The sequence below is a fragment of the Petralouisia muris genome, assembly GCF_004793545.1.
In the GTDB taxonomy this organism is placed as follows: Bacteria; Bacillota; Clostridia; order Lachnospirales; family Lachnospiraceae; genus Petralouisia; species Petralouisia muris.
In genome coordinates this window covers 1-24,039 of sequence record NZ_SRYA01000027.1, presented here as the reverse complement: position 1 = coordinate 24,039, position 24,039 = coordinate 1, and the positions used below count along the sequence as shown (strand labels likewise).

Sequence of the window (24,039 nt, the reverse complement as noted above, 5' to 3'; positions counted from 1 at the left end):
ATGCGCACTCACACGAGAGGTATGATGTCGCTAAAGGGGTCGTGCTCGGCGCGCAAAGTATGCAATCCCCGGGGGATTGAGGGGACAGGGGAGTTGATGTGGGCTTGCCCACTTTGTTCTATTTAACTGTCCATTCCCGGGTGGTCTGCTTGTAAAAAATTGTAAAGTGATGTATAATTATTTACAGTTATAAAACGTAAGGAGGAAAAATTAGTGAAGAAAATAATAGCCCTATTATTGTCAGCTGTCTTATCTGTAAATGCCATACAGCCAGTGTGTGCAGAATATGCCGCTGCCAGTATGCAGCCAACGGCTTTGCAGGAAGACGGCAGCACTTTGCAGGCACAGCCGCAGGAACGAGGCAGTATAGCATCCGTTACGCCGGATCAACCGCAAAAAAGAGACAGCATACCGCCCGTTACACCGGATCAGGCAGCAAAAAGCAGGGCTGCACAGGAAGAAGAGTTCACGTTTGAGTTTGTGTCAGACGAACCATATTGGAAAGAGTATTATAGACTTGATTCTACAGATAACAGCTGCTCCATAGCTTACTTTTGTGAGAATAAAGGCAGCAGCCCCGTTACTTTTTCTGTTTCCAGTACCAATACTGATGTACTGAAAATTACGTCAGGAGAGAAAAAGACTGTGGAAGCCGGCGGCATCGTATTTGAGATAGTCAAATGTGAGACTGTAAAAGTCGGCTATACAGATATCATTGTTTCAACCGGGAATACCTCTTACAAACAACGTGCTTATGTAGTGCCAGCAAGAGTTTCATTTTCGGCTCTCAAACAGACGGATTTTAACCATATTACCTTGAAATGGAAAAATTATCCCGGTTGCAGCGGCTACTATGTGCAGCGCGCAGTAAGCGACGATAAATTTGAAACAATTCAAACGGTAGGCGCGGGCACAACCAGCGTTACTTTACCTGTAAAATGGAACGTGGAATATTATTACCAGATTGTTGGTTATGTAACGGATGATATGCGCACCGTAGTGGGAGATGCATATGCATTTGCGGAGGGTTTTACAGCCAAAAAAATGGCGGGTTCTGCCATTACCTCTGTGAAAAAATCCGGCAGCAGCAATTTGCTAATCCAATGGGAGGCCTTTGAAGGTGCAACGGGATATAAACTTTACCGTTCCACACAGGAGAATGGAACCTATAAGTGTATTTACACGGCAAAGAGCGGCACAATAACTTCTTATAAACAGAAAGTCAGCAAGGGTGTCACATACTACTACAAACTGGTTACCGTGGATGAAATTGGTGAAAGTGATTACTCCTCATCCGTGTCCCAGATCATTCCCTTAAAAAATAAAACAAAAAAAATATCATGCAGCCAGATAAAGCAAAAAGCATCTAACGGTATGGGACAGTATTCATCCAACTGGTCACACCCGGACAATACATATTACTACCAGTCTGGCGGCAAATTAAACGTAGTCTGTGTTCAGAATAATGGCAATTTAAAAATTTATACCTTAAGTTCTTCCTTCAAGGTGAAAAAGACAAAAACAGTAAAACTGAAATATGACGTGTGGGGCGGATTTTACCAGGGGACAGACGGTAATTTGTATGTCGCTGTAGGCTACCAGAATCCCAAAGAAAGCAGGAAAAAAACGGTTGTTAAAGTAATCCAATACAACAGCAATTGGAAAAAATTAAAAACTGCAAACATCACCGGCGGCGCCGGAAATACCTTTGAGGGAATTTATTCCCCCTTTGATGCCGGAAACTGCCGCATGGATATGCAGGGAAGCACCCTTTACCTGATGACCTCAAGACAGATGTTTACCACCTTCGACGGGCTGCGCCATCAGTCTAATATTTCCTTTAAAATTGATACGAAGAATATGAAGGCAACGGAAGCGAATGAGAGTTACGCCAGCCATTCTTTTAATCAGTTTGCTAAATTTAAAGATGGTACGCTCTATCTTTTGGATCACGGAGATGCCCATCCCCGCAGTATTGTATTGACAACTGTATCTGATTATGGCTTAGAGAAACCGGAAGTGAGTTCTTTATCCGTGTTGGAATTTCAGGGAGGAAGCGGCGATAACTTTACCGGATGCAGAGTTGGGGGCATGGAAATTGGGAGTGAGAATGTGCTTATATGCGGCACCTCGCAGCCTCACAAAAATAAAATAAAAAAGATTTCCGGGTTTGGTTATGATATGAAGTACAATGCATTTCTGGCTTTTGCAAACCGCAAATCAGGGAAGATTACATTTAAATGGCTGACAACATATCATCCAAAGACCACCTCCGTTACTGTAGGAGAGACGCGTATGGTAAAATTATCAGACAACCGTTTTGCCATTCTTTATACCACTACCAAGAAAGGGAAAACCACTTTAAATTATGTGGTATACAGTGATACCGGCAAAAAGATTTATTCCAAAAAATATGCGAATATGGTATTTGACGGTGATTCACAGCCCATTTTATATAAAGGGAGCATTATCTGGGTATCATCAACCATAAGCCAAGGCAAGGCAAAGTCAAAACTCTATGCGATACCTGCCGTATTTTAACAGCTAAAAAGTAAAGGGCGGTTGCTTTCTATTGACGACATCCCGGGGAAAACGTATAATCCCATCTTTGACAGCTGGAAATTTAAAAAATCGCTGTATCCCTTGTATTTACCGGGGAGCAGCGATTTTTGCCGTTGTTGCAAGGTATAGTAATTTATTCTGTCTAAGTGAAACGGGCCGGATCATTCAGGTTTTACGGTTCTTTTTGCATTAACTGAATCCGGCATTTTTTGTGACGGCTCTGGCTGTAATTTCAAAAAATCTTAATAAATTTCCCCCGCATAACTTAACAATCAGTTGTTATACTGTAAGAACAGGGATTGACTGGATATTATGAAAGAGTGGAACGCAATCTGCGGCAGAGGGAATTTCTGTACATTACATACCGGAATGTTGCCATCCGGCTTTTCAAAGGTTATAATGGAAAAGCGGTAATACCGACGATAAAGCGAGGTGAAGGAAATGAAAAGTATTCTGGTTTGTGATGACGACAGGGAGATTGTGGATGCAATTGAGATTTATCTGCAGCAGGAAGGCTATCGTATTCTGAAAGCCTATGATGGAGAACAGGCCTTACAGGTTCTGAGAGAAAATGAAGTGCATTTACTAATTATTGATGTGATGATGCCTAAACTGGACGGTATTCGCGCGACATTGAAAATCCGGGAAGACAGCAGCATTCCCATTATTATTCTGTCCGCCAAGTCTGAGGATGCGGACAAGATCCTGGGGTTGAATATCGGGGCGGATGATTATGTGACCAAGCCCTTCAATCCTCTGGAATTGGTGGCAAGGGTTAAGTCGCAGCTTCGCCGTTACACCCAGCTTGGCAACGCAGCAGAAAGCAGTAAACGGGTGTATCAGGTGGGAGGTCTGATCATCAATGATGATCTAAAAGAGGTAACCGTAGATGATGCTTCGGTAAAGCTTACGCCTATTGAATACAATATCTTGCTGCTGTTAGTGAAAAATCAAGGAAAGGTTTTTTCTATTAACCAGATTTATGAGAGCATATGGAACGAAGACGCCATTGGCGCAGATAATACAGTAGCGGTACATATCCGTCATATCAGGGAAAAAATAGAAATCAATCCCAAAGAGCCCCGGTATCTGAAGGTGGTCTGGGGCGTAGGCTATAAGATAGAAAAATCAAAATAATTCTGAGAAATGAAAGCGGTGGTAAAGTGACAAAAATTCGATATTCTGCTGGCCTGAAGATTATTGCAGTTGCAGCCAATCTTGTGTTTTCCGTGATACTGGTGCTGTCTGTGATGATGCTGGTTGTGCTGTTTCAAAAAGACATCCTGGACTTTGGTGATTTAAAGAATAAATCCTTTGAATCTTCCAGTGCTTTTTTCTCAAAATTTCAAGAATCAGAGGAAGAAATTTTGAATTTTATTGATTTGAGGAAGAAATTTGAAACGGACGGAAGCTATGACAGTGAAAAAGAAGTGGGAATCTGGGATTATTATGCGAGCAGGGAAATCCCTGGCCGGATGGGAAAAAGTAAGGACGGAAACAGATTACAGTATTATCTGGGGGATTTGTCCGAATGGTCACGGGGATATCAAAAGGCAGAGTATGAATTTGTGTCAGAATATACCATAGACCAGAGAATCCGTCTGAAACAGAATGTTTATAAAGATGGCGTCTCTATTTTGAGCGAAGAAAAAACAGTATCCACTCTTGAGGAAATGACCACAGAGCTGCAGGAAATTATTGTTCAGAACGTAGAGCATTATTACGGCGGTTCTTACAGCATATCGGTGGTGCAGGAGGGAAAAACATATTCGGAGACCACAGTATTTCCGGAAGATGAAAAAGCTTATTCAGAAGATGATTTGCCGGAAGATGAAAAAGCTTATTCAGAAGATGATTTGCCGGAAGATGAAAAAATGGAAAAAATGATTCAAAAGGTCCGGAATGGAAAATTGTATGAGCTGAAAGGGGATGAGCTGATCCTCCTTTTAGGGAGCATGGATATGATGAACCTGAATACGGTTGTCAGTTATGAATTTGTAGAAGAAGATTATCTTCCGGTAAACGGCGTGGGAATTTGGGAGAATTTCATGAAGGGAGAGTATACTATGAACCGGATGTGCAATGCATATGCTGCATTGGAATATACGCTTGCCAATATCGGAGAGGAAATCAGCAAGTATAAACGGTGTCTGAATCTGTATAATCTTTCGGAAAACGGAACGAACGTTTCTTACTGGATCAGTCGGGGGAATGAAGATACGATATACACGAATATTAAGGAACCGCTGAATATTGGGTTTGCAGAGTATGGCGAAAAAAAAGGAAAATATGTATATTACCGGGAAAACGATATCCGGCTGGAGACAAATGTAAAAGGAATGGAAGATGTATTTTACAGCTTCCTGGAACCAAAATACGGAGGAAAGGGCAATGTGCTGTTTGTCTGTGTGGATACTGCCTTTCCCAATGAAGATGAATTCAAAAGAGCCAGAGATGAATTCACAGGAATGCGCCCATGGATATATATCAGTCTGCTGGGGGCGGCGCTCAGTCTTGTGATTTGTCTGATTTGCCTGATCTATCTCAGTATGGCGGCAGGCAGAAGAGAAGAGGAAGAGAAGATTTATCTGAATCTGTTTGATCAGATTCCTACTGAGGTCTTGTATTTTCTCGTTGTATCCGCAGGAAGCACCTGTTTTCTGCTGTTTGGCAGGATATTCTACCAATTTAGCAGTGAGGAGCTGACGGGGCTGATGCTGGCCTCAGGAATATTGTCTTTCTTCAGCGGAACGGTGTTTTTAAGCTTTTATCTGAGTTTTGTGCGTAGGATTCGTGCAGGGGTTTTGTGGAAGAGGAGTATTTTGTACTGGTTTGTACACGGAATTGGCCTGCTGTTTCTCACCAGAAAGTCCTCTGCCAAAATGCTGATTTTGTTCGGAATGCATTTATTGTTTTGTTTTGCGCTTTGGTCGGGCATACTGAGCAATATGTATGATGAAGAGGTGATAATGCTGATCCTGGCGGGTTTTATCCTGCTTTCTTGTGTGGAAGCGGTATTGATTATCCGGGAAGGCGTGCAGCGCAATAAGGTCTTAGAAGGCATCCGCAAGATTTCCGGCGGAGATCTGGAGTATAAAATTGCAGCGGAAGAATTAAGCGGAGACAATAAATGCGTTGCAGAAGCAGTGAATACCATCGGAGACGGTCTGTTTCATGCAGTGGATGACAGTATGCGGAATGAACATTTAAAAGCGGATTTGATTACTAACGTATCCCATGATATCAAGACGCCGCTGACCTCGATTATCAATTATGTGGATCTGTTGAAAAGAGAAGATTTGCAGAATGAGCGGGTGCAGGGGTATATTGCTGTGCTGGACAGCAAGTCTCAGCGGCTGAAACAGCTGACAGAAGATTTGGTGGAAGCTTCTAAGGTCAGCTCCGGCAATATCAAGTTGGAAATGGAACGGATTAATCTGGTGGAACTGGTGCATCAGACGGAAGGGGAATTTGACGAAAGGTTTCAGGTCAGAAATCTCACGGTTGTCAGCAAGCTGCCTCGGAAGCCTGTGATTATTCTGGCGGATGGAAGGCGTATTTGGCGTGTGCTGGAGAATTTGTACAGCAACGTGGCAAAGTACGCCATGGAGCATACGCGGGTTTATGTAGATATGGAGGCCGATGGAAACCGGGTCAGGTTTTCCGTTAAAAATATTTCCGAGAATCCTCTGAATATCCATGCGGAGGAATTAACGGAACGTTTTATCCGGGGAGATATTTCCCGCAGCACAGAAGGCAGCGGTCTTGGACTTTCCATTGCCAAAAGCCTTACGGAACTGATGAACGGAACCTTTGAGATTTATCTGGACGGAGATTTGTTCAAAGCTACCGTAAGTTTCCCTCAGGAGCCGGAAATTTTAAAACTGCCTGACGGCACAGGTGTCTGAGCGGTTCCATATTGCGAAAAAACGGATAGGAAAAAAGGGAAATTTTTATTGCAGTAACGAAGAAAAGGCTCTATAATAAAAGTATCTTTATACTCAGAAAACAGTGCAAAATATGAAGCGATTGCCGTATTCATATAGGAATGGTGGGATTATGAGAAAAATAAGCCAGTTAGAACGTGTGCTGGACAGTATGACAGGCGCCTCTATATTTGTTACTGCAGAAGAGAGCCATGAGATTCTGTATGTTAATGAACGGATTAAGAAAATTAAGCATTCCATTAAACCGGGGGATATTTGTGAAGAAGTGTGGAAATGCGGCCGCATGCACTGTCCTGCCTGCGATATGGAGGGAAAAGACAGCCGCGTGATTACCAGCTACGATATGCCATTTGGGAAATTTGTAGATATCAGTGCTGTGAAAGTTATGTGGGAAGACAGAATTCCCGCATATGTGGTGTCTGTCTGCAGCCACGCCATAGAAAAAATGGATCAGGGAACGGAGCTGAGACGGATGCAGATGCAGGTTGCGTTGTCTCAGATCTACACTATGGTAGTCTCCGTAAATCTGACAAAAAATACTTATTTTATGGTGGAGTATGCCGGATTTGACAGTCATTGCGCGCCTGTTTCCGGCAGGTTTGATGATTTGGTTGCTGCTGGCGCTGAGAGTATGCATCCGGATTACAGGGAGGCTTTTCGGGAAAATTTTAGCCGGGAGAGTCTGTTAAGGATGTATGCTTCCGGAGAAAAATTCAGATATATGGAGCACCGGCAGATGGGAGACGATGGAAGATATCACTGGACAGACACCCATGTGATCCGTGTAGATAATCCCTATAATGACGATACGATGCAGATTTCACTGAGCCGGAATATTGATGAACGCAAGACAATGGAAGAGCAGATGAAAACTGCTTTAAAGGCCGCAGAACGGGCGAATCAGGCCAAGACGGATTTTATTTCCAGAATGTCGCATGATATCCGGACTCCCATTAATGCAATTATGGGAATGTCAAATATTGCAGAGACCAATTTGAAAAATCCGGAAAAGGTAAGGGAGTGTCTGAAGAAAATGGGACTTTCCACCCGTTTTCTGCTGTCAAAAATCAACGATATTCTGGATATGTCTAAGATTGAAAGCGGGAAGCTTGTAATAGGGGAGAAGAAATTCCATTTTCGGGAATTGATACAGGAACTTACGGCGATGCTTGTGCTGCAGGCAGAGGAAAAGAAGCAGCAGCTGAAGGTCTCCGTGGATGCAGCGGTGGCAGAAGCCTATTTGGGAGACGATCTGCGTCTGAAACAGATTCTTTTGAATCTTTTGAGCAATGCCGTTTTATATACAGGGGAAGGGGGAGAAGTTTCCCTGAAAGCAGAACAGCTGCAAGGTCAGGGACAAGAGACAGTACTGAGAATTACGATTAAGGATAACGGCGTTGGCATGAGCGAGGAGTTCCAGAAAGTATTGTTTGAACCTTTTGAGCAGGAGAGTTCTACAGAAGGCCGAATTTTTGAAGGCAGTGGCCTTGGGCTTTCCATTACCAGAAGTCTGGTTAAGCTTATGGGAGGAACCATAAGCTTTAAGAGCAGGAAGAAACAAGGCACTACCTTTGTAGTGGAACTGCCCTTTCAGACATTGGATACCGACAAGAAAGAGAATATTCCGGAGGAAGAGTATGATTTTTCAGAGGTATTCCAAGGGCAGCGTGTGCTGGTAGTGGAAGATAATGAAATTAATCTGGAGATTGTGCAGACTTTTTTAGAGGACTGGAATCTGGAAGTAGACGCTGCGGAAAATGGACTGATTGCGTTGGAGAAGTTCAGAAATTCTCAGCCGGGATGGTATCATTTGATTCTGATGGACATTCGGATGCCTGTGATGGATGGGCTGACGGCAACCAGAGAGATTCGCGCCCTGAATCGGACAGACGCCAAAACTGTGCCGATTATGGCGCTGACTGCCAATGCATCTCCAGGGGACAGCCAGCATGCAAAGAAGATCGGTATGGACGAATATTTAACGAAACCGGTGGAAATGCAGCTTCTGCACCGAAAAATAAAAGAATTTATTTGACAAAAGGGTTATACTTGGCGTTATATAGAGTATTAATTGACAAAAATAGGAGGAAATCACATGATAACATTACACGACGGCGGCGTTTATCTGGTAAATGGAACATCTTTCATTGAGGATAACGCTCAGGCGGCAGCAGCAATTCAGGCGGAGACAGGACTTTCCATAACCAAAGAGGAGGCTGCCAAAAACACCATTGCTTACGGGATTTTAGCAGAACATAATATCTCAGGCAATATGGAGAAGCTGAAAATTAAGTTTGATAAATTGACTTCTCATGATATTACTTTTGTGGGAATCATCCAGACCGCCAGGGCTTCAGGGTTGGAGAAATTTCCGGTTCCCTATGTGCTTACCAACTGCCATAACTCCCTCTGTGCCGTGGGAGGAACCATCAACGAGGATGATCATATGTTTGGGCTTAGCTGCGCCAAAAAATACGGCGGCGTCTATGTACCGCCTCATCAGGCAGTCATCCATCAGTATGCAAGGGAAATGCTTGCAGGCGGCGGCAAAATGATTCTGGGTTCCGATTCCCACACCAGATACGGCGCTCTGGGTACCATGGCAATGGGAGAAGGCGGGCCGGAACTGGTAAAACAGCTGCTGAATAAAACTTATGATATCAACATGCCCGGGGTGGTAGGCGTGTATCTTACCGGGAAGCCTCAGCGGGGCGTAGGGCCTCAGGACGTGGCTCTTGCCATTATTGGGGCAGTATTTGCCAACGGTTATGTGAATAACAAGGTAATGGAATTTGTAGGGCCAGGGGTTTCCGGTTTAAGTGCAGATTTCAGAATCGGCGTTGATGTTATGACCACAGAGACTACCTGTCTGTCTTCTATCTGGCAGACGGATGACGCTATTCGGGAATTTTATGAGATTCATGGAAGAAGGGAAGATTATAAAGAACTGAACCCTGGACAGGCAGCATATTATGACGGAATGATTGAAGTGGATTTGGATAAAGTAAAGCCAATGATTGCTATGCCCTTCCATCCCAGCAATACTTATACCATTGAGGAGCTGAATCAGAATCTGATGGATATTTTGGAGGATTGTGAGAAGAAAGCCCGGGTTAGCCTGGATGGGGCAGTGGAATTCTCATTGAAGGATAAAGTGAGAAATGGAAAGCTTTATGTGGATCAGGGAATTATTGCAGGATGTGCCGGAGGCGGATTTGAAAACATTTGCGATGCGGCAGATATTTTAAAGGGGGCAAGCATTGGTGCGGATGAATTTACCCTGAGCGTATATCCGGCAAGTATGCCGATTTATATGGAACTGGTGAAAAATGGAGCGGCAGCTTCCCTGATGGCAACAGGAGCAGTGCTGAAAACAGCATTCTGTGGTCCCTGTTTCGGCGCCGGGGATACGCCAGGCAATAATGGATTCTCTATCCGCCATTCCACCAGAAACTTCCCCAACCGTGAGGGAAGCAAGCTGCAGAGCGGACAGATTGCATCAGTAGCGCTGATGGACGCCCGTTCCATTGCGGCGACAGCGGCTAATCAAGGATATCTGACAGCGGCAACAGATTTGGATGTGGAATATACCAGCCCCAAATATCACTTTGACAGCCGAATTTATGAAAACCGTGTCTTTGACAGCAAAGGAGAGGCAGATCCTTCTCAGGAGGTTCGGTTTGGTCCCAATATCAAAGACTGGCCGGCAATGAGTGAATTGCCGGAACATATGGTGCTGAAGTTAGTGTCTGAGATTCATGATCCGGTAACCACCACAGATGAGCTGATTCCTTCCGGTGAAACCTCTTCTTACCGCTCCAATCCGCTGGGACTGGCAGAATTTACCTTATCCAGAAAAGATCCGGCTTATGTAGGGCGCGCCAAAGAGATTCAGAAAGCCCAGAAAGCTTTGGAAGCAGGAACCTGCCCTATTGATGCGGTGGAGGAGCTTGGGCCGGTGATGGCTGCAATTAACCAGACGTTTCCTGAAAAGGGATTTGGAGAGAAGAAAGAGCCTGGATTGCTGGGAATTGGAAGCGCCATTTTTGCAGTAAAGCCAGGAGATGGCTCTGCCAGGGAACAGGCGGCTTCTTGCCAGAAGGTATTAGGGGGCTGGGCCAACATTGCCAATGAATACGCCACCAAACGTTACCGCTCGAATCTGATCAACTGGGGTATGCTGCCGTTTTTGATTCCGGAAGGGGAATTGCCCTTTGCCAATGGAGATTATATTTTTATTCCTGATATCCGCAAGGCGGTGGAAGAGAAGAAAAGTGAGGTTGCCGCTTATGTGGTGAAAGACGGGGCATTGCAGGAATTTACTTTAGGCATGGGAGAACTGACGGAGGATGAACGGACGATCATATTAAAGGGATGCCTGATTAACTATTATAAAGGATAACAGGCAGAACTGCTGTTTTTGAAGAAGGATCATGCAGCGGTCTGTAAGAAAAGAGGAAATTTTATTTTGGAAGAACAGGAAAAAAAACAAAGGAATGAAAAAAACAACTGGAATATCAGACCCTATCTGGCGATAGGGCTGACTTCCTTTTTGGTAGTTGCAGCCAGCATTTCTTTTTTCTTCTTTGTCTACCGTTTTCATGGAGTGGCGCAGGTGATGGATCGGCTGGCAGTGATTCTGCAGCCGATTACCATTGGATTTGTTTTGGCTTATCTTGTTACGCCCATTGTGAATTTTGAAGAACGCCATCTGCTGCCTGTGATGCAGGAAAGGATGAAGAATAAAAGGAAAGCCAGGAGGCTGGTAAGGGGCCTCAGTGTGGCAGGCGCGCTGTTGTTTGTGTTGATTATTATCGCTGTTTTGCTGCAGATGGTAATACCGGAGCTGTACCGCAGCATTAATGGACTTATTGGTACACTGCCGAGACAGGTGAACAGTTTTATGGACTGGCTGAATGATTATGTCAGTTCAGACAGCAATATTTCCGGTTATTTGGAAACTGCTCTGACAAAGGGAACGGAATTTTTTGAAGAATGGGCCCAGACAGAATTCCTTCCCCAGACCAGAAATGTTCTTGCGGGCCTTACTTCCGGTGTGATTATTGCAGTAAAATTGATGTTTAATGTGATAGTCGGCATTATTATTTCTATTTATGTGCTGATGAGCAAAGAATTGTTTATCGGCCAGAGCAAGAAGATTGTCTATGCGCTGCTGCCGGGAAAAAAAGCCAACGCAGTGATTCATACGGTACACAAAAGCAATGAGATCTTTGGCGGATTTATTTCCGGAAAGATCCTGGATTCTCTGATTATCGGGATTCTTTGCTTTATATGTCTGTATATTATGAAGATGCCTTACAGTGTGCTGGTGAGTGTGATTGTTGGAGTGACGAATGTGATTCCCTTTTTCGGCCCGTATCTGGGAGCTGTGCCCAGCACCATCCTGATTATGCTGGCAAATCCCATCAAGGGTTTGTATTTTATTATTTTTATTCTGGTGCTGCAGCAGGTGGACGGAAATATTATCGGGCCGAAGATTTTGGGGGATTCCACTGGGCTGTCTTCCTTCTGGGTGGTATTTGCCATACTGACCTTCGGCGGTATTTTTGGAATTCCGGGTATGATTATCGGCGTTCCGGCGTTTGCGGTAATTTTCTATATCGTCAAGAAAATTCTGGATTATATATTAAAGAGTAAACGATTGCCCAGAGACACCAGAAGTTATATTAAAGCCCAAAAACTGGATATAGAGACTAATACACTGATTTGTTTTCCAGAGCAGCCAGTGAAAATACAGAAACCAGTAAAAAAAGACGAAGGAAAAAAGGAAGAGAAAAAAGCAGAGAAAAAGGAAGAGAAATAACAGTTTTGGTTAGTTTCGCAGGCATTGTCTGAAATGGATAATGTCTGCGATATTTTTTTGACATATCAGGGTGAATTATGGTAGACTATAGGGTACAGGTTGATAATTAGGAGTTTTATACCTTTTAATAATTTTGAGGTGAAACGTTTGGACAAATATGAATACAAACTGAAGCTGGAGCAATTGAAAAATCTGGTGGAAGAGAAAGATTATAGTACTGCGGCGGAGATTGCAGATACGATTAATTGGAGAAAAGTAAAGAGTGCAACAACCCTTTGTATGGTTGGGGAAATATACGACAGAAATAAACAGTATGAGAACAGCCGTGAGATTCTTCTTATGGCTTATGATCGGGCAACAGTTGGAAGGAATATTATTTACCGGCTGGCGCTGGTTTCTATGAAAATGGGGAATCTGGAAGAGGCGAAGGAATATTATGACGAATTTCTGGAGGTTGCTCCGTACGATAATCTGAAATATGTGCTTCGATATCAGCTTGCCCGGCTGGAAGGGCTGCCCATTGAAGAACTGATTGCTATTTTAGAGGAATTCAAGGAGCGGGAATATACAGAGGAATGGGCCTTTGAGCTTGCCTGCCTGTATCACCGTTCAGGCAACAGTGAGCGGTGTGTGGAAATTTGTGATGAGTTGGTATTGTGGATCGGTGATGGAAAGTATGTGGAACGTGCTTTGGAGCTTAAGATGCTCTACCAGCCCCTGAATAAATATCAGGAAGAGAAATACCGGGAGATTAAGATGCGCAGGGGGGAGATTTATGAAGCGCAGACGGAGGATACGATAGAATCAGAAGAAATCATTCACGAGACAGTGGAGATACCAGATATTACGGCAAATGCCGGCCGTTTTAACACCATGAACCTGCAGGAGGAACTGGCCAAGGGCATGCAGCAGATTATGGAGGCAAATACCAGGGAAACGGTTTCTGACACCATGGATAGCATTAAGAAAATCGTGGAGGAAATCCCCTATTTGCAGATGCCTCAGCCGGAAGAGGAATTAGTGGCTGAGGAAGAACGGTATGGGCATATTGAGACAGATGAAGAGATCGACGGCTCTTTGCAGACGGATTTTAATGAATTGCTGGCTGAGGATTGGGACGGGCAGATTCGCATGTCTGTTCCAGGGGGAGACTGGTGGGAACCTCAGGTTAACGGCCAGCTTCGGATAGAGGATGTTTTGTCAGAGTGGGAGAAGACCAGACGGGCAGCAGAGGCAGCAATGGCAGTCGCTCAGCAGAGAAAGCTGGAATCCGCCAAGGCAAGGGCGCTGCAGGAAGCGGAAGAGTTAATGGAACGGCTGAACCAGATTATCCCGAAGCTGAATGCGGGGGTTTCACCGCAGGAATTGCTGGCGGAACGCTATCTGCAGGATGCAGAGTTTCCGGCAGAAGAGGAATATTATGATGAGGCGGAGATGTTGCCGGAAGGGTATTACAACGGAGCAGAGGCTGGGATGGAGCCGGAGGGGTATTACAGCGGAGAAGAAGCTGGGATGGAGCCGGAAGGGTATTACAGCGGAGCAGAAGCTGGGATGGAGCCGGAAGGGTATCCTGTCGGAGAAGAAGCTGGGATGGAACCGGAAGGTTATTACAGCGGAGCAGAGGCTGGGATGGAGCCGGAAGGGTATCCTGCCGGAGCGGAACCAGAGATGCAGATGGAAGGTTATTACAGCGGAGCGGAAGCCGGAATGGAGCCGGAAGGGTATCCTGCCGGAGCGGAACCAGAGATGCAGATGGAAGGCTATTACAGCGGAGCGGAAGCCGGAATGGAGCCGGAAGACTATCGTGCGGAGCTTGAAGCCGGAATGCAGGCGGAAGGCTATCAGCCAGGGCAAGAGCCAGAGATGCAGGCGGAAGGCTATCAGCCAGGGCAAGAGCCAGAGATGCAGGCGGAAGAATATCAGCCAGGGCAAGAGCCTGGAATGCAGGTGGAAGGCTATCATGCAAAGGCAGAAGCCAGAATGGAGTCGGAAGGTTATTACAGTGGTTCAGAGGCCGGAATGCAACCGGAAGATTATCTTCCGGAGGAAGAATCGGCAATGGTTTTGCAGAAGGAAGATGGCCGGAAGATATACGAAGAAAATTTACAGGCGCCGTCTCAGGCTCTGCCAGAAGAGCCTGAGTTTTCCTTGGAAGGGCATAGACAGGACTATCCAATGGAGATTTCTCCAGAAGGAGCAGGGTATCCGATAGAAAGTTTTCTGAAAGAAGAGGGATATCCGCCAGAAAGTGCCTTAGCCAGGGCAGGATATCCAATAAAGGGCGCTGCCAAAGAACCGGAAGCTCCGTCAGAGACCCTGGCAAGGGAACCGGAAAGTTTGCCAGAGGAGTCATTGGAAGAAAAAATTGTATCAGAGGCCGGGGACCTGTCGGGACAGCCGGAAGCTCTGAAATCCCAAGATGTTTTGCGGGAAACTTCCATACCGACGGAGGTTCCAACGAAAATGCCTGGCCATCCAGAGGTTCCAATGGGAACAACAAGGCGGCCAGAGGTTTCGGCAGAGCTTCCCAGGCAGCCGGAAGCGCCGAAGGAACCGGAGATTCCGGCCAGGAAAGATGCGGAAAGCTATCTGGAATCTGCATTTCGGGCAGCAAAAGCCTCAAGAGAAGAGAAGAATCAGCTTCCCAAGGTAGAATTGGAACGGGAAGAAGAGCCTGTTCCGGTACCAGAGCCGAAGCCGGAGGAGCTTCCTGTTCCTGAAGTTTCGCTGGAGCCGGAGGAAACGCTGTTTGAATCTGAAATAAAAATGGCTTCAGAAGAGGAACCGGTTCGGAAGTTAAGTGAAGAACAAAAAGAAATTTTTTCTTATTTTGTTCCGGTTACCGGAATGGAGCAGCAGATTTGCCAGGTGCTGGAGGGAGCCTTACATAGAAAAGGCAGGGAAAACAGTTCCGGCAGCGGAAACATTTTGATTATGGGCGGCCGCGGCAGCGGAAAAACAGTACTGGCTACTGATATGATCAAAGCCCTTCAAAAAGAGGGCGGCCACCAGGAAGGAAAGGTAGGCAAGATTACAGGAGAATCCCTGAACCAGAAGGATTTAAGCCAGTTGCTTAAAAAAATTGCAGGCGGATATCTTATTATTGAAAGGGCTGGAGAGATTTCTCAGGAAACAGCCACGAGGCTGGCTCTTTTGATGGATCAGGATACCGACGGGCTTTTGTTCATTCTGGAAGATACCAGAAAAGGAATTGAAAAGGTTTTAAGTCAGGATGCAAATTTTGCAAAGAAATTTACGGAACGAATTAAGATACCGGTCTTCACCAGTGATGAACTGGTGGAATTTGCGAAAGCATATGCTTTTGAGCAGGAATGTGAAATTGATGATATGGGAATATTAGCTCTTTATAACCGTATCAGCAATATACAAAAGCTGGATGAGGCCACTACGCTGACAGAGGTAAAAGAAATTGTGGATATGGCCATCAGCAGTGCGGAAAGAGGTGGATTTAAGAAATTATTTGGCGGAAAGAAATTCAGCCCGGAAGGGTATTTATATCTGAGAGAAAAAGATTTTGAAGAATAAAATAAGATAAAAACAGGAGTGGTAGCTATGGAACGTTTTTCAGATTTAGACATGTACTATTTTGGACAGGCAACACATTATGACATTTACAAGAAATTAGGCGCTCATCCCATTACAGAAAAGGGAAAAAAGGGCGTATACTTTGCAGTATGGGCTCCTAATGCCGCTAAAGTTTCGGTTATTGGAGAGTTCAATGACTGGAAAGAAGATGCAAATGAAATGAAGCGCTTAGAGCCTATGGGAATTTTTGAGCTGTTTATCCCGGGAGTGAAAGAAGGCGATTTGTACAAATTTTACATTGAAACTCCAGAGGGAAATAAACTTTACAAGGCCGATCCCTTTGCTAATTATGCGGAATTGCGTCCGGGAAATGCCTCTGCCGTGGCAGATATCAATGCATTTAAGTGGACAGATACTAAATGGATGGAAAAGCGTAAGGCTTGCAAAGACGTTCATGCCCTGCCAATGGCAATTTATGAGGTGCATCCCGGTTCCTGGATGCGTCATCCGGGCAGAGAGGATGAAGGGTTTTATACCTATCGTGAGTTTGCGGTAAAATTGGCAGAGTATGTGAAAGAAATGGGATACACCCATGTAGAGTTGATGGGAATTTCTGAATATCCCTTCGACGGTTCCTGGGGGTATCAGGTGACAGGATATTATGCGCCCACCTCCCGGTATGGAACCCCTGCAGATTTTGCCTATTTGGTAGATTATCTGCATAAGCATGGAATTGGCGTTATTTTGGACTGGGTACCGGCCCACTTCCCAAGGGATGCCCATGGCCTTGCAGAGTTTGATGGAACATGTCTGTACGAATATGCAGATCCCAGGAAAGGAGAACATCCGGACTGGGGCACTAAGATTTTTGATTATGGCAAAAATGAGGTGAAGAATTTCCTGATTGGCAGCGCCCTGATGTGGGTAGAGCATTATCATGTAGATGGCCTTCGGGTAGACGCAGTGGCCTCTATGCTGTATCTGGATTACGGCAAGCAGGACGGACAATGGGTAGCCAATAAATATGGCGATAATAAGAATCTGGAAGCAATTGAATTTTTTAAACATATTAATACCCTGATACTGGGCAGGAACCCGGGAACCGTTATGATTGCGGAAGAATCTACTGCATGGCCCAGGGTGACCGGAACCGTGGAAGAGGATGGACTGAATTTCAGCTATAAATGGAATATGGGCTGGATGCATGATTTTTTGGATTACATGAAATTAGATCCCTATTTCCGCAAAGACAACCATAACAGGATGACCTTTGCCATGAGCTATAACCACAGTGAAAATTATATTCTGGTGTTATCTCATGATGAGGTGGTACATTTGAAATGCTCCATGATTAATAAAATGCCGGGAGAGGGTAAGGATAAGTTCTCCAACTTAAAGGCTGGATACGGATTCATGATGGGGCATCCCGGGAAAAAGCTTCTGTTTATGGGGCAGGAATTTGGACAGCTTCGGGAGTGGAGCGAAGAAAGGGAGCTGGACTGGTTTCTGTTAGCAGAGCCAGAGCATCTGCAGCTTCAGACCTTTGTGAAAGATCTGCTTCATATTTATCGAAAATATCCTGCGATGTATGAGGCGGATACCAGATTTGAGAATTTTGAGTGGATTAATGCCGACGATAATTTCCGCAGTATTTTCAGCTTTGTAAGAAAGAGCCGGACAGGGAAAAATAACCTGCTGTTTGTCTGCAACTTTACTCCGGTGGAACGGGAAGATTACCGGGTGGGCGTACCGCTGAAAAAGCAGTATAAGCTGATTTTCAACAGCGATGACAAGAAATACGGCGGAGAAGGCGTAAAACGTCCGCTGGTATATAAGGCAGAAAAGCAGGAGTGCGATAACAGGCCCTTCTCCTTTGCCTATCCTTTGCCGGCATTTGGCGTGGCTGTTTTTGTATATTAAATAGATACCTGCGAGCAAAATGGTTTGTCAACAGATTCCCACTATTTCAAGAAGAGCAGCAAATCATTTGGCAAATAAGTATACTCTTAATTATAAGGAACTGTCGAAAAAACTTTTAATATTGCTTGCATTCTGTGCACTATATAAAAGTTATTTCTGAACAGTTCCTTATAATTCAGGCGGAAATTTTCTTTTCCGTCCAGGAAGGGGCCGTTGGAAAGAATTACATCAAAATGATTTTTCTATGGCTTTTCTCAAATGTTCCATGTAGATATCCCGGATTCCTTCATATTCTCCAAGCCCTTTTAAATGGCATTCCACTTCATATCCTGCGGCTTCAAACTGGGATTTCCAGGAGTCTTTGTGATCCCCTGCCATATCGTTGTTGGCATGATCTCCAGCCACCAGCATAAAGGGGGCAAGGTGGACTTTCCGGGCTTTGGTTCGTGTGACCTGCCGGATTAAGGCATCCAGGTCAGGATAAGCTTCCACCGTACCCATAAAGAAATTGAGACAGCCCATATCCTTCAGCATATAATCCAGGGCAGCATATACGGAGTTGGCGTGATGGGTGGTTCCGTGCCCCATATATACCAGGGCTTCCTCCCTGGGGAGCTGGGAAAATTCCCGGATAACTGCCTGAAGCACAGCCTTGTGATCTTCGGTACTTGTAAGCAGAGGATCCCCGAAGCGGATGTCTAAGCCGGGCGCTGCATGCTGGAGCACAAGCTCTTCCATCGTCTCATTTTCAATGCCGTTGATGAAATGGGTGGGCTGGACAATCAGCTTTTCGATACCCTCGGAATGAATCTGAGCCATTGCTTCCTCAATGGCGGGAATAACAATATTGTTGCGTTCTTTTAAAATTTTAATGATTACTTTGCTGGTCCATGCCTGGTAAATCCTGTAATCAGGAAATGATTCCGCAGTTTTTTCCAGTAGTTTGTCAATGGTTTTTTCTTTGCTTTTCAGATAACTGGTGCCAAAGCTAACCAGAAGGATCGCTTGCTTCTGTTTCATATGTATGTCCTTTCCAGTGAAAATTCTGAGTAAATGATATCTGTTTTTCATTTGCCTTCTTTATTATACCAGAAAATATACGGCTGTACACGGGAAAGTTATTGTGAACAGCAGCATTGGTAAAATATTGGATTGCAGGAATGAGATATATGGTTGTTACTTGTGAAAATCCATGGTAAACTGTCCATAGAAGTTTTTATTGTCAGGTGGGATAACATGTATCACATAGCAATTGTGGAAGATGAAAAGGAATGTTCCAGGCAGATTCAGGATTTTATGGAACAATATCAGAAGGAGAAAAGCATTCCGTTAAAAGTGTCTGTCTTTTTTGATGGAACAGGGCTTCTTGCGAATTATCAGCCTGTTTATGATTTGATTCTTTTGGATATTGAGATGCCTGGAATCAACGGAATGGATACGGCAGTCAGAATTCGGGAGATGGACACAGAGGTTGCTTTGATGTTTATTACGAATCTTGCAGGTTACGCCATCCGGGGGTATGAGGTGGAGGCGCTGGATTTTGTGACGAAGCCGATTAGCTATTACCAGTTTGCCATGAGGCTGACAAGATGCTTCAGGCGCCTGAATAAAAGAAAATCCCAGGAAATCCTGCTTTCCTGTCCGGATGGCGTCAAGAAGCTGGACATTTCACAGATTTATTATGTGGAGGTGCAGAACCGTATCCTTCATTATTATACCTCTCAGGGAGAATATTCCCTTCGGGGAACGATACAAAGCCTGGAGGAATCGCTGCCGGCAGCCTCTTTTGCCAAATGCAACCGCTGGTATATTGTGAATTTAAAGCATGTATCTGAGGTAAAAAAGAATACGGTGGTGGTGGGCGGATATGAGCTGGAAATCAGCAGACGCAGCCGGGCCGCTTTTTTACAGTCCCTTGCGGAATATGTGGGAGGAATGGGCTGATGGATTTGGTAAGCCGTTGGATTTGCGCCCTTGCATTTTTGCCAAGCGGTATCGTTTATGTTTATACGCTTCAGCGCAGAGTGGAAAACAGGAAGCGTATTGCAGAAAGAATCGCTCTGTATCTATTGCTCTGTGGACTTGTATACGGGCTCTTGGCAGAGAGCATGTCAAAATTTGAATTTTTCGTTAAAATATTGGGATTTATCTTTTTAGCCAGCCTGCTCCATCAGGGAATCCAGCTGACCTGGAGCGCATCTGTATATTATGGTATCTGGGCATTTCTGACCTGGCAGATTTTAAGTGAGCTCTGGGTAATATTAAGCTGTCTGTACGAAACCTCCGGAACAGGAAAGCCCTGGCATGACTGGGGAATGGGAATCTGCATTTATCTGGTTGGGGATCTCCTGTCAGCATTGACAATTGGGAAAAACATGCCTGACGGAGGAGAGAAGAAAATCGGTCCCCGACAGCTTGCCCTTGCAGTTTCTGATTTTGTGGTGCTGCAGGTCCTTGCAGTTATGTTTGGTTCGTTGGAAATCAGCCTTTTTGACTTACGCTGGCTGATTCTCTATATGGCACAAATTTTACTTGCCGTTACCCTGTATCTTCAGAATGAATTGTTCAAAAAAAGTGAGATGCGTAAAGAAATAGAGATGATGAACCTGCTTCGGAAGAAAGAGCGGGAACAGTATTATCTGTCCAAAGAAACCATTGCGTTAATCAATCAGAAGACCCATGATTTGAAGCATCAGATCCGCGCTCTTCGAAATATGCCCAAGGAGCAGGCGGACAGGTATCTGGATGAGCTTGAGGAATCGGTTTCCCTGTATGAAGCCATTGTTAAGACTGGAAATGAAACGCTGGATATCATTCTGACGGAAAAAAGCCTTTTTTGCCGGGAGCAGGGCATTGCTCTTTCCTGCGTGGCGGACGGGAGCTGTCTGGATTTTATGGATACGGTGGATTTGTATGCCATTCTGGGAAATGCAATTGATAACGCGATAGAAGCAGTAGGAAAACTGAAAGAGAAGGAACAAAAACAGATTGATCTGATGATATACCGCAGGAAGAAGTTTCTGACAATTCAGATTATCAATCCGATGGAAGCGCCGCTGGTCTATCAGGGCGGGTTCCCGGTGACAACCAAGAAGGACAGAGGATTTCATGGATTCGGATTCAGGAGCATCGAGCATAACCTGAAAAAATACGAAGGGGTGCTGAATCTTGAGGAAGAAGATGGATGCTTTTCCGTGACAATGCTGATTCCTCTTACGTGAAAGAACGCTGTAACTATGCGGATCCTTCTTATGGGAAAAGTTTTGTAAGTTATGCACAATTTTATATGAATCATCCAAGCAAACGAGTGCAATTTGCCGCATAGGACAGATATGCTACCGCTTAGGACATAGCACTGGAAATAAAAAAAGGAATTTTGGTATAATATTTTTTATACAAAGTTCCATTTTTATTTTTTGGAAGAAAGGAGGGAGCAGCTATGGCGGAAAGAAGAACAGTCAGCCTAATGAATGGGTGGATCTTTACCGGACCGGAAGGAAAAGAGCAGCTGGTAAATCTTCCCCATACCTGGAACGCCCAGGACGGCCAGGATGGAGGAAATGATTATTTCCGGGGAACCTGCGTTTATGAAAAAGTAATTCCAAAACCGGAATTTCAGGAGGGGGAGCGGGTATACCTTCAGTTTCATGGGGTGAATGCCAGCGCCTATGTGTTTCTAAATGGGAAAAAAGTCTGCAGCCATCACAACGGATATTCTACATTCCGGGCAGATGTCACGGGAAAATTGGCAGAAGAAAATATGCTTCGAGTGGAGGTGGATAACAGCAAAAACGAAAAAGTGTATCCACAGGTGGCGGATTTTACATTTTACGGCGGAATTTACCGTGAGGTGGAATTTCTGATTGTATCGGAACATCATTTTGAACTGGATTATTATGGAGGGCCTGGAATCAAAATCAGCACGGAGGTCAAAGACGGCGCCGGTATGATAAAGGTTCAGGCATTTGTAGCCCAGGAATCTGGAAATCAGCAGCAAACATCCTGTCCCGAACCGGAAGAAGAGCTGTATGTGGAACTGACGCTGAAGGATGGTGAGGGAAACAGGATTTCACAATTCCGGGGATGTAAAGGGGTGTTTGAAGTGGAACAGGCCCATCTGTGGAACGGCGTCAAAGATCCTTATTTGTATCAGGTAACAGCAGCTTTGAAACGGGGGGATGAACTGCTGGATCAGATTACATCAGCCTGCGGCATTCGGACTTTTTCTGTTGATCCGAAACGGGGATTTTTCTTAAACGGCGTATCTTATCCCCTGCGGGGCGTTTCCAGGCATCAGGACTGGAAGGGAATAGGAAATGCTATTTCCAGAGAACAGATGGAACAGGATATGGAACTGATCCGGGAGGTGGGAGCCAATACCATTCGTTTGGCACATTATCAGCACGACCAGTATTTTTATGAACTCTGTGACCGATACGGCATAGTGGTATGGGCAGAAATTCCTTATATTTCCGCCCATATGCCGGAGGGAAGGAAGAACACATTTTTCCAGATGAAGGAACTGATTACTCAGAATTACAACCATCCCTGCATTGTGACTTGGGGGCTTTCCAATGAGATTACCATTTCCAGAAAGCACAGAAAGGATATGCTGGACAACCACAGGAATCTTCAGAGATATGCAAAAAAACTGGACCCGGGGCGGCCCACAACACTTGCATGTTACGCCATGTGCCATCCCTTCCATCCAGTTACAAAAATTTCGGATCTTGTGGCATGGAACCTGTATCTGGGATGGTATGTGCCGGGACTGTTTCTGAACGACCTGTTTCTGCGGTTTTATCACTGGAAATATCCCAAGAGGTGCCTTGGGTATTCGGAATACGGAGCAGAGGGAATGCCCAATCTTCACAGCGCAAAGCCCAGGCGGGGGGATCACACGGAGGAATATCAGGCCAAATACCATGAGTATATGCTGGACTGTTTTGCAAGGCATCCATTTCTTTGGTCCACGTATGTGTGGAACATGTTTGATTTTGCAGCGGACGCCAGGGAGCAGGGCGGAGAGCCGGGTATGAATCATAAAGGACTTGTGACCTTTGACCGGAAGATAAAAAAGGACAGCTTTTATATTTACAAGGCATGGTGGAGTGAGGAACCCTTTGTCCATCTCTGCGGGAAACGTTATGAATACCGGACGGAGCAGGTTGCGGATGTGACCGTTTATTCCAATCAGAAAGAGGTGGCATTATATCAGAACGGCAAACGGATTGGGGTAAAAAAGGGCAGCCATGCGTTTCACTTTAAGGTGGAACTGGAACAGGAAAACCATCTGGAGGCGCGGGCAGGAGAGCTTAGGGATCAGGCGGTGATTTATCGGACAGACAAACCCCGGCCGGAATATAAAGTGAAAAAAGGAAAAAGCCAAAACTGGGTATAGGGAGAAAGGGTTGTATGTTTTTTGCACAGACAGTTTGTTTATGTAAAAATGTATGAAATGGAGGAGACTATGGAAGAGAAAAAAGAAATGAAGAAGAGAAAAAAAGAATTTAAACGGGCCCGCCGCAAAGCTACCAGGCCATGGAAGTTTCTGACCTGGTTCAGCCTTCCTTTTGCAGTGATTTTGATTGCGGCAACGGCTGTTACCAGCATGTTTGACAACTCCTTTTCAATTTTCGTTGGAGGAACCTTCAACCATTTGGAAAACAGAGACGACAGCGCCGTTTATTATGAGGCGGATTTTGCTTCCAAAGAAGAGATGGTGCATTACGGATTGAAGCTCTGCCAGCAGGTGGAAGCGGAAGGGGCGGCTCTTCTGATGAATGAAAACAACGCATTGCCGTTGGCTAAGGGCAGCAAGGTCAGTTGTTTTTCCAATTCATCGGTGAATCTGGTATATGGCGGTACCGGTTCCGGAAATATTGACGCTTCTACCGCAAATACTTTAAAAGGAGCGTTGGAGAACGCAGGATTTGAAGTGAATGCAGCTCTCTGGGATTTTTATGTGAATGATGCTTCCGAATATGCCAGGAAAGTAGCCGGCATGGTGGCAACGGAGGGTGCGAAAGTATCAGAATGTCCCTGGGAGAAATACACGGACGCAGCCATAAATTCCGCAGCGGATTACGGCGATGCGGCAATTGTAACATTTTCCCGTGTGGGCGGAGAAGGAGCGGATTTAGATGTGTAGTCTCGGAAAGTCCATGAAGAAACAGAAAAGAATTATGTTATATGAATGGGAGTGACGGGGAGGAATAAAAAATGCTTATTTCTGAGTGG

At 45.0% G+C, this 24,039-nt stretch carries 13 protein-coding genes; 12 read left to right on the top strand and 1 reads right to left on the bottom strand.

Going from position 1 to position 24,039, the window contains the following annotated elements:
• Window positions 1-213: 213 nt before the first annotated feature.
• From E5329_RS14115 to glgB, 8 genes are all read left to right on the top strand, one after another.
• Window positions 214-2,541: a fibronectin type III domain-containing protein gene (locus E5329_RS14115; protein WP_135990158.1), complete on the top strand. Its 2,328-nt coding sequence runs from the start codon at window positions 214-216 to the stop codon at window positions 2,539-2,541.
• 462 nt (window positions 2,542-3,003) lie between these two features.
• Window positions 3,004-3,699 (top strand): response regulator transcription factor, encoded by a 696-nt coding sequence (locus E5329_RS14110; RefSeq protein WP_135990157.1) that lies wholly within the window; start codon window positions 3,004-3,006, stop codon window positions 3,697-3,699.
• 26 nt (window positions 3,700-3,725) lie between these two features.
• The gene (locus tag E5329_RS14105) at window positions 3,726-6,470 is read left to right on the top strand and encodes a sensor histidine kinase (RefSeq protein WP_135990156.1); all 2,745 of its coding nucleotides are present in this window, start codon (window positions 3,726-3,728) and stop codon (window positions 6,468-6,470) included.
• A gap of 151 nt (window positions 6,471-6,621) precedes the next feature.
• Complete coding sequence (locus E5329_RS14100) at window positions 6,622-8,544, top strand: hybrid sensor histidine kinase/response regulator (protein ID WP_168356634.1); 1,923 nt, start codon at window positions 6,622-6,624, stop codon at window positions 8,542-8,544.
• Between the two features lie 60 nt (window positions 8,545-8,604).
• On the top strand, window positions 8,605-10,911 hold the full coding sequence (locus E5329_RS14095; protein ID WP_135990154.1) for a hydratase: 2,307 nt from the start codon (window positions 8,605-8,607) through the stop codon (window positions 10,909-10,911).
• A gap of 66 nt (window positions 10,912-10,977) precedes the next feature.
• Window positions 10,978-12,333: an AI-2E family transporter gene (locus tag E5329_RS14090; RefSeq protein WP_135990153.1), complete on the top strand. Its 1,356-nt coding sequence runs from the start codon at window positions 10,978-10,980 to the stop codon at window positions 12,331-12,333.
• A gap of 147 nt (window positions 12,334-12,480) precedes the next feature.
• A complete protein-coding gene (locus E5329_RS30715; RefSeq protein WP_275443278.1) occupies window positions 12,481-15,879 on the top strand; it encodes a hypothetical protein in 3,399 nt (1,132 codons plus the stop codon).
• 27 nt (window positions 15,880-15,906) lie between these two features.
• Complete coding sequence (gene glgB, locus E5329_RS14080) at window positions 15,907-17,799, top strand: 1,4-alpha-glucan branching protein GlgB (RefSeq protein WP_135990152.1); 1,893 nt, start codon at window positions 15,907-15,909, stop codon at window positions 17,797-17,799.
• A 228-nt stretch (window positions 17,800-18,027) separates the two neighbouring features.
• Here the strand turns inward: glgB and E5329_RS14075 are convergent, their stop codons facing one another.
• Entirely contained in the window at window positions 18,028-18,819 is a 792-nt protein-coding gene (locus E5329_RS14075; RefSeq protein WP_135990151.1) for a sirohydrochlorin cobaltochelatase, read from the bottom strand.
• A gap of 216 nt (window positions 18,820-19,035) precedes the next feature.
• Here E5329_RS14075 and E5329_RS14070 point away from each other — a divergent pair, with 216 nt between their 5' ends.
• From E5329_RS14070 to E5329_RS14055, 4 genes are all read left to right on the top strand, one after another.
• Window positions 19,036-19,743 (top strand): LytR/AlgR family response regulator transcription factor, encoded by a 708-nt coding sequence (locus E5329_RS14070; protein ID WP_135990150.1) that lies wholly within the window; start codon window positions 19,036-19,038, stop codon window positions 19,741-19,743.
• Window positions 19,743-21,020 (top strand): ATP-binding protein, encoded by a 1,278-nt coding sequence (locus tag E5329_RS14065; protein WP_135990149.1) that lies wholly within the window; start codon window positions 19,743-19,745, stop codon window positions 21,018-21,020. Before E5329_RS14070 ends, E5329_RS14065 begins: the two co-directional genes overlap by 1 nt.
• 218 nt (window positions 21,021-21,238) lie before the next feature.
• Window positions 21,239-23,200 carry a glycoside hydrolase family 2 protein gene (locus E5329_RS14060; RefSeq protein ID WP_135990148.1) on the top strand — a complete coding sequence of 654 codons (1,962 nt, stop codon included), beginning with the start codon at window positions 21,239-21,241 and terminating at the stop codon, window positions 23,198-23,200.
• Between the two features lie 69 nt (window positions 23,201-23,269).
• Complete coding sequence (locus E5329_RS14055; RefSeq protein WP_135990147.1) at window positions 23,270-23,950, top strand: glycoside hydrolase family 3 protein; 681 nt, start codon at window positions 23,270-23,272, stop codon at window positions 23,948-23,950.
• Window positions 23,951-24,039: the final 89 nt, after the last annotated feature.

What these genes read in the sequence shown, in the direction of transcription:
- E5329_RS14110 (WP_135990157.1), top strand. Translation starts at nt 3,004, where the DNA reads ATGAAAAGTATTCTGGTTTGTGATGACGACAGGGAGATTGTGGATGCA.
- E5329_RS14100 (WP_168356634.1), top strand. Translation starts at nt 6,622, where the DNA reads ATGAGAAAAATAAGCCAGTTAGAACGTGTGCTGGACAGTATGACAGGC.
- E5329_RS14095 (WP_135990154.1), top strand. Translation starts at nt 8,605, where the DNA reads ATGATAACATTACACGACGGCGGCGTTTATCTGGTAAATGGAACATCT.
- glgB (WP_135990152.1), top strand. Translation starts at nt 15,907, where the DNA reads ATGGAACGTTTTTCAGATTTAGACATGTACTATTTTGGACAGGCAACA.
- E5329_RS14075 (WP_135990151.1), bottom strand. Translation starts at nt 18,819, where the DNA reads ATGAAACAGAAGCAAGCGATCCTTCTGGTTAGCTTTGGCACCAGTTAT.
- E5329_RS14070 (WP_135990150.1), top strand. Translation starts at nt 19,036, where the DNA reads ATGTATCACATAGCAATTGTGGAAGATGAAAAGGAATGTTCCAGGCAG.
- E5329_RS14065 (WP_135990149.1), top strand. Translation starts at nt 19,743, where the DNA reads ATGGATTTGGTAAGCCGTTGGATTTGCGCCCTTGCATTTTTGCCAAGC.
- E5329_RS14060 (WP_135990148.1), top strand. Translation starts at nt 21,239, where the DNA reads ATGGCGGAAAGAAGAACAGTCAGCCTAATGAATGGGTGGATCTTTACC.
- E5329_RS14055 (WP_135990147.1), top strand. Translation starts at nt 23,270, where the DNA reads ATGGAAGAGAAAAAAGAAATGAAGAAGAGAAAAAAAGAATTTAAACGG.